The sequence below is a fragment of the Algorimicrobium algoritergicola genome (assembly GCF_008086165.1).
In the GTDB taxonomy this organism is placed as follows: domain Bacteria; phylum Bacteroidota; class Bacteroidia; order Flavobacteriales; family Flavobacteriaceae; genus Algorimicrobium; species Algorimicrobium algoritergicola.
The window spans coordinates 489,367-501,507 of record NZ_VSKL01000002.1; the positions used below are offsets into that span (position 1 = coordinate 489,367).

Annotated in this window: 12 protein-coding genes; all 12 read right to left on the minus strand. The window is 34.0% G+C overall.

The window, feature by feature from the left end:
* Window positions 1–3: 3 nt before the first annotated feature.
* On the minus strand, window positions 4–750 hold the full coding sequence (gene hisA, locus ES675_RS08210; RefSeq protein WP_066247969.1) for a 1-(5-phosphoribosyl)-5-[(5-phosphoribosylamino)methylideneamino]imidazole-4-carboxamide isomerase: 747 nt from the start codon (window positions 748–750) through the stop codon (window positions 4–6).
* Window positions 751–813: 63 nt separating this feature from the next.
* Complete coding sequence (gene hisH / locus ES675_RS08215) at window positions 814–1,395, minus strand: imidazole glycerol phosphate synthase subunit HisH (RefSeq protein ID WP_066247972.1); 582 nt, start codon at window positions 1,393–1,395, stop codon at window positions 814–816.
* Complete coding sequence (gene hisB, locus ES675_RS08220) at window positions 1,395–2,528, minus strand: bifunctional histidinol-phosphatase/imidazoleglycerol-phosphate dehydratase HisB (RefSeq protein ID WP_066248119.1); 1,134 nt, start codon at window positions 2,526–2,528, stop codon at window positions 1,395–1,397. Before hisB ends, hisH begins: the two co-directional genes overlap by 1 nt.
* Window positions 2,529–2,630: 102 nt before the next feature.
* Window positions 2,631–3,668 (minus strand): histidinol-phosphate transaminase, encoded by a 1,038-nt coding sequence (hisC, locus tag ES675_RS08225; RefSeq protein ID WP_066247973.1) that lies wholly within the window; start codon window positions 3,666–3,668, stop codon window positions 2,631–2,633.
* Window positions 3,665–4,951 (minus strand): histidinol dehydrogenase, encoded by a 1,287-nt coding sequence (gene hisD, locus ES675_RS08230; protein WP_066247976.1) that lies wholly within the window; start codon window positions 4,949–4,951, stop codon window positions 3,665–3,667. The genes hisC and hisD overlap by 4 nt, the downstream gene beginning before the upstream one ends.
* A complete protein-coding gene (hisG, locus tag ES675_RS08235; RefSeq protein ID WP_066247979.1) occupies window positions 4,948–5,805 on the minus strand; it encodes an ATP phosphoribosyltransferase in 858 nt (285 codons plus the stop codon). Before hisG ends, hisD begins: the two co-directional genes overlap by 4 nt.
* Before the next feature lie 287 nt (window positions 5,806–6,092).
* Window positions 6,093–6,908 (minus strand): prohibitin family protein, encoded by an 816-nt coding sequence (locus ES675_RS08240; RefSeq protein WP_066247981.1) that lies wholly within the window; start codon window positions 6,906–6,908, stop codon window positions 6,093–6,095.
* A gap of 10 nt (window positions 6,909–6,918) precedes the next feature.
* The gene (locus ES675_RS08245; RefSeq protein ID WP_066247983.1) at window positions 6,919–8,949 is read right to left on the minus strand and encodes a vWA domain-containing protein; all 2,031 of its coding nucleotides are present in this window, start codon (window positions 8,947–8,949) and stop codon (window positions 6,919–6,921) included.
* A gap of 3 nt (window positions 8,950–8,952) precedes the next feature.
* Complete coding sequence (fabG, locus tag ES675_RS08250; protein WP_066247985.1) at window positions 8,953–9,699, minus strand: 3-oxoacyl-[acyl-carrier-protein] reductase; 747 nt, start codon at window positions 9,697–9,699, stop codon at window positions 8,953–8,955.
* Between the two features lie 109 nt (window positions 9,700–9,808).
* Window positions 9,809–10,681: a succinate--CoA ligase subunit alpha gene (sucD, locus tag ES675_RS08255; protein ID WP_066247987.1), complete on the minus strand. Its 873-nt coding sequence runs from the start codon at window positions 10,679–10,681 to the stop codon at window positions 9,809–9,811.
* Between the two features lie 70 nt (window positions 10,682–10,751).
* Complete coding sequence (locus tag ES675_RS08260) at window positions 10,752–11,159, minus strand: nuclear transport factor 2 family protein (RefSeq protein WP_066247989.1); 408 nt, start codon at window positions 11,157–11,159, stop codon at window positions 10,752–10,754.
* Complete coding sequence (locus ES675_RS08265; protein WP_066247991.1) at window positions 11,160–12,095, minus strand: UDP-3-O-(3-hydroxymyristoyl)glucosamine N-acyltransferase; 936 nt, start codon at window positions 12,093–12,095, stop codon at window positions 11,160–11,162. It lies immediately after the preceding gene.
* Window positions 12,096–12,141: the final 46 nt, after the last annotated feature.

The following is a 12,141-nucleotide window of genomic DNA, read 5'->3' on the forward strand; positions in this document are numbered from 1 at the left end:
TTTCTAAATATAACGTGCTAAATCTTTGAGTTGAATTCTGTTTTCATAAAGTGCTTTTCCAATGATGATACCTTCACAACCCAATTCTTTTAAGGCGATTACATCATCAATATTGGAAACACCTCCAGAAGCAATCAGTTTGATAGATTGTCGCGCGCTGCTATTAGTGCAAGCCTCCAATATGTTTTTATAAAGGGTTAAAGCTGGACCTTCTAACATGCCATCTTTTGAAATATCTGTACATATTACATACTTAATTCCTTTTTTCTGATAGCTTTTTACAAATGGTATAACCTCTTGATTACTGCGCTCCTGCCATCCACTAACAGCTATGGTTCCGCCTGTTTCATTTGGATAACAATCGGCTCCTAATATTATTTTTTCGGAGCCATAAGTTTCTAACCATCCTTTAAATGTATCAGAATCCTTTACGGCAATACTACCACCTGTAATTTGTCGTGCGCCAGAATTAAAAGCGACATGTAAGTCGTTGTCTGTTTTTAATCCACCTCCAAAGTCGATTTTCAAACTTGTTTTTGACGCTAATAATTCTAAAACTCTATAATTTACAACGTGACTCGCTTTGGCGCCATCTAAATCTACCAAGTGTAAATACTCGATCCCAGAATCTTCAAACTGTTTGGCAACTTCTAATGGGTTTTCGTTATATATTTTTTTTGTGTCATAATCACCTTTGGTGAGTCGGACGCATTTTCCGCCAATAATGTCTATTGCTGGTATAATTCTCATAATTTTATTTTTTCAATGTGACTTTAAAAGCCATTTATTTTATTCTTTGAAGGGACAATCAATTTACAAAGCCAGAAAGTTTTTCAATACCTGCTCTCCTGCTAAACTACTTTTTTCTGGATGAAATTGAACACCGTAAAAATTATCTTTTTGTAATGCTGATGCATATGTTATATTGTATTCCGTTAATGCAATAGCTTCCCTGCAATTTTCGGCATAATAACTATGAACAAGGTACATGTATTCATTCGCTTTTATGGTCTCAAATAACTTTGATTTCAAGTTTGTTATGGTATTCCATCCCATTTGTGGGACTTTTACAGCATTTGAAAAGCGTTTTACCTGTGTATCAAATATTTGCAATCCTTTCGTATCTCCTTCTTCTGAATAATTACACATCAATTGCATGCCCAAACATATTCCTAAAACAGGTTGCTGAAGCTTGGGAATAAGTACATCTAACCGTTTGTCTTTCAGTTTTTTCATAGCCGAACTCGCTTCTCCAACACCAGGTAAAATAACTTTGTCCGCTGCCAAAATGGTTTTTACATCTTGACTTAAAACAGCTGTTATTCCTAGGCGTTCAAAAGCAAATTGAATGCTTTTAATGTTTCCTACTCCATAATCAATAATTACAACGTTCATTATAAAAGACCTTTTGTGGTTGGTAAAATCATTTTTGTAACATCCCGTTTTACTGCCATTTTAATTGCTTTTGCAAACGCTTTAAAAATAGCCTCAATTTTATGGTGTTCATTGGTTCCTTCGGCTTTTATATTTAAGTTGCATTTTGCCCCATCAGTAAAGGATTTAAAGAAATGCATAAACATTTCGGTTGGCATTTTACCAATCATTTCACGTTTAAAATCAGCTTCCCAAACTAGCCAATTTCGTCCTCCAAAATCAATAGCAACTTGTGCTAAACAATCGTCCATTGGAATACAAAAACCATAACGTTCTATTCCTAATTTACTACCTAAAACGGTATGAAATAACTCACCCAAAGCAATGGCAGTATCTTCAATTGTGTGGTGTTCATCTACTTCTAAATCTCCATTCACTTGAATATTTAAATCCAATTGACCATGTCTGGCTATTTGCTCTAACATGTGATCGAAAAAAGCAATTCCAGTTTGAATAGTGCTTTTCCCAGTACCATCTAAATTTAAATCGATTTTAATAGCCGTTTCATTGGTATTGCGTTCAATAGAACCTGAACGTTCTTTGGCTTTCAATAGATTATAAATAGCGTCCCAACTGTCTGTTTCTAATGCAATAAAAGGCTGTAATGCTTCCGCCATTAGTGAAATTTCATTCGATCCTAAATTGGCTTGACCATTGATTAAAATCCCTTTTGCGTTTAGGTTTTTAGCCAATTCCATATCAGTTAAACGATCACCAATAACATAGGAATTTGCCAAATCATAATCTTCCGAAAAATAGCCAGTAAGCAAGCCAGTATTTGGTTTACGAGTTGGTGCATTGTCCTTGGCAAAGGTTCTATCAATATATTCTTCTTTGAAAATAATATTTTCATTTTTAAACGTTTCCATAATCATATTATGAACTGGCCAAAATGTATTTTCGGGAAACGCATCGGTTCCAAGACCATCCTGATTGGTTATTAAAACCAATTCAAAATCTAATTCTTTCGCAATTCTGCCTAAATATTGAAACACCTGTGGATAAAATTCCAGTTTATCAAAACCATCAATTTGCTCATCTTGTGGTTCTTTAATTAAGGTGCCATCGCGATCTATAAATAAAACTCTTTTCATGTGTATGTTTTTATTGCCTGCTTGCCGCAGACTATTTTTTTTTGTCACATGCTGTTCGCAATTAATCATTTCAAAGATGATAACGCTTATAGCATGCTCGTTTCATATTAGTGATTTTAAAACGGTTAATAATTTGGTGTTTTCATCAGGTGTTCCAATGGTAAAACGCAGGCAGTTTTCGCAAAGTGGCTCTTTCGTTCTGTTGCGAACAACAATCTCTTTTTCTATTAATTGTTTGTAACGTTTGTTAGCATCATCTACTTGAACTAAAATAAAATTAGCATCACTTGGATACCTTTTTTTAACGAAATCTATGTTTTGTAACGCTGAAAGCACCCGGATACGTTCATTTTTAATCAGTTGAATTTGATTGGTTACAAGTTCTAAATTTTCTAATTTATTTAAGGCCGTTTGTTGCGTTAACTGATTGATATTATATGGTGGTTTGATGCTGCTTAAAACACTTACAATTTCAGGTGAAGCCATTCCCATTCCTAAACGAATACCTGCTAAACCATAGGCTTTTGAAAGGGTATGTATCACAATGAGATTTGGAAATTCTGCTAACCTACTACTCCAACTTTCAGAATCTGAAAAATCTGTATACGCTTCATCAATTACGACGATGCCTTTAAATTTTTGAAGTAATGCTTCCATGGATTCTGCTTCAAAACTGTTGGCCGTTGGATTGTTTGGCGAACAAAGAAATAGTATTTTACTATTTGAATTAGCAGCTTTTAGAATATCCGAAACGTTAGGTTGAAAATCCGTATTTAACTGGATTTTAATCGTTTCTATATTATTTAAATTCGCCAAAACTTCATACATTCCGTATGTTGGTGGCAACAAGATCACATTATCTTTGCCCGGTTCACAAAAGGTTCTAAAAATTAAATCTAAAACTTCATCGCTTCCATTTCCTAACAATAATTGATTGGGATTACAATTTTTAATAGTTGACAATCGCAATTTTAAAGCAGACTGTTGCGGATCTGGATAGCGATTTAACCCTGTTTCAAAGGGGTTTTCATTCGCATCTAAAAAGGTCATGCTTTTTTCAAAATCCTTAAATTCATCGCGAGCTGATGCATACGGTTTCAGTTTGAGAATATTGGGTCTTATTAAATTTTGAATGTTCATGATTGCAAATCTTTTAACCGGATTGAAACTGCATTTTTGTGTGCTTGTAAACCTTCGGCTTCTGCCATAATTTCAATAGCTTTTCCTATATTTTTTATACCAGTTTTCGTTATTTTTTGAAACGTGATAGCTTTACTGAAACTGTCTAAATTTACACCCGAATAGGATTTACTAAAACCGTTTGTAGGTAAGGTGTGATTGGTTCCAGAAGCATAATCGCCAGCACTCTCGGGTGTATAATTCCCAATAAATACAGAACCTGCATTTTGAATTCCATTCACAAAAAACGGATCGTTTTCGGCGCAAATAATAAAGTGTTCTGGAGCATACGCATTAATGAAATTCAGTGCTTCCTGATTATTAGAAAATAAAATAGCTTTGGAGTTCTTAATTGCTTTTTCCGCTATAGACTTTCTTGGTAATTGTGCCATTTGTATCGCAATTTCTTTCATGACTTCATCAATAAGCTTTTTAGATGTTGAGACTAAAACCACTTGACTATCTGCACCATGTTCAGCTTGACTTAACAAATCTGCAGCTACATATTTTGAAACAGCTGAATCGTCAGCAACAACCAATAATTCACTTGGTCCAGCTGGCATATCTATGGCCACACCAAATTTTGTTGCTAATTGTTTGGCAACGGTTACAAACTGATTTCCAGGTCCGAAAATTTTATAAACAGGCTGTATAGTTTCCGTACCAAAGGTCATAGCTGCAATAGCTTGAATACCGCCAACTTTATATATTTTGGTAACACCACATAAATCGGCTGCATAGAGAATTTCATCAGCAATTTGCCCCAATTTATTGGGAGGCGAACACAAAATAATTTCTTCACATCCAGCAATTTTAGCAGGAACAGCCAGCATTAAAACCGTTGAAAATAAGGGAGCTGTACCGCCTGGAATATATAAGCCTATTTTTTGAATAGCCCGTTTTTCTTGCCAACACAAAACGCCAGTTTCAGTTTCAACTTCTATCCGTTCTGTTTTCTGTGCATCGTGAAATCTAAAAATATTTCGTTTTGCTAATAAAATGGCTTCTTTTAATTCAGTGCTTACGTTTCTTTTAGCTGACTCAATTTCTTCAGATGAAACCAACATATTGGAAATTTTCACACCATCAAAAATATCTGTGTATTTTAAAACAGCTGCATCACCTTGTTGTTGGATATCTTTAAAGATTTTAGTTACGGTTGTTTCAATATCATCAACAGTGGCTGTTGGACGTTTTAACAAGTTATTCCAAATGTTATTTTGTGGGTTTTCTACTACTATCATAATACCATGTTTTCAATTGGACATACCAGAATTCCTTCGGCTCCTGCTTTTTTTAATTCATCTATTATTTCCCAAAAATCATTTTTATCAATCACGGAATGTAGGGAACTCCATCCTGATTCAGCTAATGGCAATACCGTTGGACTCTTTACACCTGGTAAAATTTGAATAATCTTCTCTAGCTTTTCATTTGGCGCATTCAGTAAAACATAGCGCGATTTTCTAGCTTTTAAAACTGATTGCAATCGGAATTGTAATTTATTCAAAATATCCTGTTCTTCCTGACTAATTTCTGGAGAAACGGCTAAAACGGCTTCTGATTGAAGTAACACTTCTACTTCTTGTAAATTGTTTTTAAACAACGTACTACCACTAGAAACTATATCCACAATAGCATCTGCTAATCCAATATTAGGCGCAATTTCAACAGAACCATTAATAATGTGAAGTTGTGCTTCCAAATTATTGTTTTTAAGAAAAGCAGTCACCGTATTTGGGTAGGACGTGGCAATACGTTTGCCATTTAAATCTTGAATTCCAGAATAGGTTTCTGATTTAGGAATGGCTAATGATACCCGACAGGATGAAAACCCTAATTTTTCAACAATGGGAATACTATTTCCATTTTCAATCAGTACATTTTCGCCAATAATAGCAGCATCAACCACACCATCCATAAGGTATTGTGGAATATCACCATTTCGAAGGTAGAATACTTCCAAAGGGAAATTTTTGGCGGATGCTTTTAATTGATCGCGACCATTATCAATTGAAATACCGACTTCTTTCAGTATTTTCATGGAATCGTCATGTAAGCGACCCGATTTTTGAACGGCAATTTTTAATTTTCTCATAACATCTCTCACCAATGTGAGCTTCTTTTAAGTTAAACTTGAATGATGTTTGAGTAAACCAGAGCGAGAAGAAATCCGAAAGGATTGAAATGCAAAAACCCGCTTGAGATACTCAAACGGGTTTTTTAATATGTTGATTTTATTCAATACATTTTCAGCCTGCTTGAGTGCACGTATGAAAATGATGATGATGAAATTGAATAAAACTCATGTCTTTTTTTGTCTGAACAAAGGTTTGTAAAATTATTTTATATAACCAAACAAAATTCGTTTTTATTTTAAATTAATTATTGATTCCCTAAAATAATTGGTAATCCAGAATCTCCTGAACCTATTACAATAACCTTACTGTTGGACGATTCTGAAAGTTTAACCGTTGCTTCAATACCTTTATCTCTTAGAATTTGATCATTTAGAGAGGCACTTAAAATTCTGTTAGCATCTGCTTTACCTTGCGCATCAATAATACGTTTTTCAGCTTCTTTAGCTGCAGTTACTAATCTAAATTCATATTCTAAAGATTCTTGTTCTTGTTTTAATTTACGTTCAATAGCATCTTTAATAGTTCCTGGTAACGTTACGTCACGCACTAAAACTTCGTTTAGTTGAATGTATTGATCCTTAACAATTTTTTGAGTTTCTTCAAAAATTTCTTGTTGAATGGCATCACGCTTACTAGAATATAATTGTTCTGGCGTATAACGACCTACAACAGATCTTGCCGCAGAACGAATAGCTGGTAAAAGCACACGCTCTTTATACATTTCACTTTTTTCTTGGTGCAATTTACCTAAACTTTCATAAGCTGGTTGAAACCAAATAGAAGCTTCCAATTTAATATCTAAACCGTTTGAAGATAGTACATTCATACGCTCTACAAGTTCTTGTTGACGTACTTCATATACAAAAACCTTATTCCAAGGTGCTACAATGTGAAACCCTTCTCCTAAAGGTGGTTCGTTTGTAACAACACCATCATCAAACGTTTTATAAAGCACACCTGCTTCACCAGAACCAATAGTGACAGCCGATTTGGCAACTAAAACGATTAAAATAACGAGTACTACAATAATAGGTAATCCAATTTTTGGTAATTTTTCCATAGTTTTTTATTTAAATTAAACCTTTATACTTTCGATAAAACCATTCAGCCGAAAGGGCTAAAATTACTAGTCCTAACACGTATTTCCAGTCGATCAAAGATACGGTTTTTTTAGTACTTCTCTCAATTGTAGCATAGCGTTTATCCGTCAATAAATTAGTGGTTAAATCTGCTAATTGATCTTGAAAATAAACTCTACCATCTTTAGCTTTAGCAACTTGCATCAATTTAGCTACATCAGCATTTGTAAACTGCTGCTCTATGTTATAATCTAATATCTTGAATGTTCCAGATTTAGACATATTACTGGTATTTGCAGTAACCGTAAATTTATAATTTGCTGCTGGCAGACTACTTAAATCTGCTTCATAATTATTATTTTTAAGCACCAAAGGAATTGATTTACTTTCATTTGAAGTTTCATCTGTTACTTTTATTAAAAGTGTTTCGCGATTATCAAACTCATAATTTTTATTAAAATATTGTGCTTGAAATACGACATTGGTATTACCATCATAAAACGATTCATAGGTCAGACTCAATCGCTCTCTACGTTTTTTAGATGCTAAATATTGCACCATTTTACCTGTGAAATCGTCAAAATTCTTGAAGTCATTATTGTTTAAATAGCTTTGAGCACGCCATTTCCAAATGTTTTCACCTAAAAGAATAGCCTCTCGCCTATTTTGGTTTTCAAAACTCACCAATAAAGGCTTGTCAGTGGAAATATTTCCTATTTGTTTATATAGCAATGCTTGAAAAGGCACCTTCATATTGAGATTTCCAAAAAAACCTTTTAAGGGTGGAAACGATTCAAAAGCAACATCAGGTATTATAAACTCTGAATAGTTCGTATTTATTATAGCCAGATAGTTTTCAGATTGTGAAACCATATCATGTTGATAATCTGAACTAACACTATTTAAAAATTGCCAATTGGTTTGTGATCCCGAAATAATAAACCGATTCCGATTATCAGAATTCAACTTATTGAAAACGGCTTTAAATCGCACATTTGGTTGGTATAAAATGGCTAATTGAAATTCATCAATTTTTGATAAGTACGCATCTGGTTTTAGAATACTAACCGTTCGTTGTTCATTGCTTTCAATACTTTTTTTAAGAGCACCTAAATCTGGATGCAAGATATCGCTTACAATAGCGATATTGGTTTGCTCGTCAATAACTTCAATCGCAAAATTCTTACTATTATTTACCGTATTTTTTTCATTAGAAATTGGCTGAATAGATGCTTGATACGCAAAAACACCAATCTGATTGGCAGTTAATGTTGTTTGAACAATTTTGGAGTTATTGGTTTTACTAAATGAAATGTTTTCTGAATAAAGTGTTGTATTTCCTGTGGTGATTTTAAATTCGGATGTTATAGGTTCATTACCATTATAAACCAGAATAACTTCTATGGGAAATTTATTTTTATAAAACGCGTATTTATTCACATTCAGTTGTGTGATTTTTAAATCCACGTGCTTGGTCGTATCACCTATAACAATTGGATAAATTGGCTGCTTGTAACTTTTGGTCGTGTATTCGTAATCTGCACCAAACGTTTGGTTTCCATCTGTAATTAGAATTGTTGGCGCAACCGTGTTTTTATAAATAGCTTCAAGTCCTTTGATTGCTTTAGAAATGTTGGTCTGTTTGGTGTTAAACTCTAATGAATCCTTTCGAGAAATATCATCACTAAACGTATAGAAATCGATATTAAATTTTTCGTTTAAATCTGTATTATTCTTTAGTGTTTGAATAATTTGTTGAACGCTATCCGATTGATTCAAAAACTCAATAGAATTAGAATTATCTGTAGCAATAACCAAATTTGGCTTTTCATTATAAAAGGTTTCCGAATCTAACTTCGGATTAACTATTAATACTAATATTGAAAAAATAGTTATAAAACGCAGACCAGCCAGAATGCTATTGGCTCGCGTCCGTTTTGACTTATACACATACTGAAAAAGCGCTAATAATAGCGCTATAATTCCAGATAGGATAATGTATATTATGGTTAAATTTGTCATGGATTATGTTAGCATGCCACCATCCACATTTAGTGTTTGTCCTGTAATGTAGGCAGACATATCACTAGCAAAAAACACACAGGCATTGGCAATATCTTCAGGTGTTCCGCCACGTTTTAATGGAATAGTACTACGCCATCCTTTTACCGTTTCTTCATCTAATTTAGCCGTCATTTCAGTTTCAATAAATCCAGGTGCAATTACGTTGCTTCTAATATTTCTAGAACCGAGTTCCAAAGCTACTGATTTTGAAAAACCAATCATTCCTGCTTTAGAAGCGGCATAGTTTGTTTGGCCTGCATTGCCTTTAACACCAACAACAGAACTCATATTAATAATAGATCCTTTACGCTGTTTCAGCATGGTACGCTGAACCGCTTTAGTCATATTAAAAACGGATTTTAAATTGACTTCAATAACTTTATCAAAATCATCTTCACTTAATCGCATGAGTAGATTATCCTTGGTTATTCCAGCATTATTAACTAAAATATCAATACTACCAAACTCATTGACAACATCTTCTGCTAATTGTTGCGCTTCGGCAAAACTAGCTGCATTACTTTTATAACCTTTTGCTTTAACACCAAGGGCATTCAGTTCATTTTCAAGTTCGTTTGCAGCTTCAACTGACGAGCTATAAGTAAATGCGACATTTGCACCATGTTTTGCGAAAACTTCGGCAATACCACGACCAATACCTCTACTTGCTCCTGTTATTATGGCTGTTTTTCCTTCTAATAATTTCATAATTCGCGGATGTGATTAGTTGTTTGTCAAATATAATAAATACAAGTTGCATGAAATAAAAAAACCTTACAAGATTTTGTAAGGTTTTTAACAGTTTTATTGGGTTAGATTAACCCATGACTTCTTTTACTTTTTTTCCGATTTCTGCTGGAGAATCTACTACGTGAATACCACATTCTCTCATAATTTTCTTTTTAGCTTGTGCTGTATCATCACTACCACCAACAATGGCTCCAGCATGACCCATAGTACGTCCTGCAGGTGCAGTTTCGCCAGCAATAAACCCGATAACTGGTTTTTTACTTCCACTTGCCTTGTACCAATGTGCAGCATCCGCTTCTAATTGACCTCCAATTTCACCAATCATAACAACCGCTTCAGTTTCTGGATCGTTAATTAGCAACTCAATAGCTTCTTTGGTTGTTGTTCCAATAATTGGATCACCACCAATACCAATTGCTGTTGTAATACCTAAACCTTGTTTTACCACTTGGTCTGCAGCTTCATAGGTTAAAGTTCCTGATTTAGAAACAATACCTATCGTTCCCTTTTTGAAAACAAAACCTGGCATAATACCTACTTTCGCTTCACCCGGTGTAATAACACCTGGACAGTTAGGGCCAATTAATCGGCAATTTTTATCTTTTATATAATGAGCCGCTTTAATCATATCAGCTACAGGAATTCCTTCCGTAATGGTAATAATCACTTTTATTCCAGCATTAGCAGCTTCCATAATGGCATCAGCAGCAAAAGCGGGTGGCACAAAAATAATAGAGGTATCAGCTCCAACTTTTTCTACAGCTTCTTGAACTGTGTTAAAAACAGGTCTATCTAAATGGGATTGTCCACCTTTTCCTGGTGTAACACCACCAACAACATTGGTTCCGTATTCAATCATTTGGCCAGCGTGAAATGTTCCTTCACTACCTGTAAATCCTTGAACTATTATCTTTGAATCTTTATTAACTAAAACGCTCATTTAAGTTTAATTTTTTATGTTTTTAAAACGTGACAAAAGTAATGTTTTACCACCTATTTGTAAAGAATTTTTATATATTTATTTTGGAATATGCTTCTGAATCTAAACTATCGGCATCAGCAGGTTGGCTGATCTCAAAAGAACGATGAATTTGACTGTCTTTTATGTGATGAATACAGATATAATGTGCAATTGGTATTTCTTCGCCTTGCGACTCAATTGTATTTGCATATAATGTATGTCGGGATGTTACCACATTATCTTCTTCCAATAAGTGCGTTATTTCAAATCTTAAATTATTATACGATTCTCTGACACCTTTAAAAAAAACAGTAATACCGCGGAAATCCATTTCAGTATAACCTCTGCTACTATTCCAGTGAATGATGCAATCTTTATGATAAAATTTATCTATTAACGTTTCATCATTTGCTAAATCTGATTCGTAGTACGATTTAATAAGCGCTTTTGAAGTCATTTATTTATTTTTTAATTGCTCAATTATCTTTGGTAACTGCTTAATATTAGCCATTTCTTTCATAACTGCTCGTGCTTCTTGAGCTGGTGTTCCCCAATATGTTATATGTCCTGGCAAAGATTTACTAATTCCTGATTGCGCATGAACAACTGCTTTTTCTCCAATGGTTATTCCACTTGCACAACCTACTTGTCCCCAAATGGTAACTTCATCTTCAATAATCACACAACCAGCAATACCAGTTTGTGACGCAATTAAGCATTTTTTCCCAACAATGGTATCATGACCTATTTGAATTTGATTATCCAATTTAGAGCCTTCTCCAATGGTCGTATCTCCTGTCACACCTTTATCTATAGTACAAAGTGCACCAATATCTACGTTATCTTTAATAACCACTCGGCCACCAGAAATTAACGGATCAAATCCTTCAGGACGCTTTTTATAGTAAAATGCACTGGCTCCTAAAATAGTTCCAGCATGAATAGTAACATTATTTCCAATGATGGTATCATCATAAATAGTAACATTGGAATGTATAACACAATTGTCGCCAATAACGACATTATTTCCAATAAAGCAATTGGGTTGAATGATGGTGTTTTTTCCAATTTTAGCCGAATCTGTAATAGCAGATGTTGCAGGTTGAAACGGTTTAAAATGTTTGGTAAGCTTGTTGAAATCGCGGAATGGATCATCACTAATTAGAAGTGCTTTACCTTCTGGACAAGCAACTTCTTTGTTAATTAGAACAATAGTTGCAGCGGATTCTAGTGCTTTATCGTAATATTTTGGATGATCTACAAAAACAATATCTCCTGATTCTACGACATGAATTTCATTCATACCAAGAATTGGAAAATTAGCGTCACCAATATATTCAACATCAATTAATGCGGCAATTTCTTTTAAAGTATGTAATTTTGGAAACTTCATTTTTTAGTAATCAGTGTTCAGTAATCAGTGTTTCAAAATAACTGTT

Coding starts and splice junctions, on each gene's coding strand:
- hisG (WP_066247979.1), bottom strand. CDS start 5,805: ATGAGAAAATTAAAAATTGCCGTTCAAAAATCGGGTCGCTTACATGAC.
- sucD (WP_066247987.1), bottom strand. CDS start 10,681: ATGAGCGTTTTAGTTAATAAAGATTCAAAGATAATAGTTCAAGGATTT.
- ES675_RS08265 (WP_066247991.1), bottom strand. CDS start 12,095: ATGAAGTTTCCAAAATTACATACTTTAAAAGAAATTGCCGCATTAATT.
- hisA (WP_066247969.1), bottom strand. CDS start 750: ATGAGAATTATACCAGCAATAGACATTATTGGCGGAAAATGCGTCCGA.
- hisB (WP_066248119.1), bottom strand. CDS start 2,528: ATGAAAAGAGTTTTATTTATAGATCGCGATGGCACCTTAATTAAAGAA.
- fabG (WP_066247985.1), bottom strand. CDS start 9,699: ATGAAATTATTAGAAGGAAAAACAGCCATAATAACAGGAGCAAGTAGA.
- ES675_RS08245 (WP_066247983.1), bottom strand. CDS start 8,949: ATGACAAATTTAACCATAATATACATTATCCTATCTGGAATTATAGCG.
- hisD (WP_066247976.1), bottom strand. CDS start 4,951: ATGATAGTAGTAGAAAACCCACAAAATAACATTTGGAATAACTTGTTA.
- hisH (WP_066247972.1), bottom strand. CDS start 1,395: ATGAACGTTGTAATTATTGATTATGGAGTAGGAAACATTAAAAGCATT.
- ES675_RS08260 (WP_066247989.1), bottom strand. CDS start 11,159: ATGACTTCAAAAGCGCTTATTAAATCGTACTACGAATCAGATTTAGCA.
- hisC (WP_066247973.1), bottom strand. CDS start 3,668: ATGAACATTCAAAATTTAATAAGACCCAATATTCTCAAACTGAAACCG.
- ES675_RS08240 (WP_066247981.1), bottom strand. CDS start 6,908: ATGGAAAAATTACCAAAAATTGGATTACCTATTATTGTAGTACTCGTT.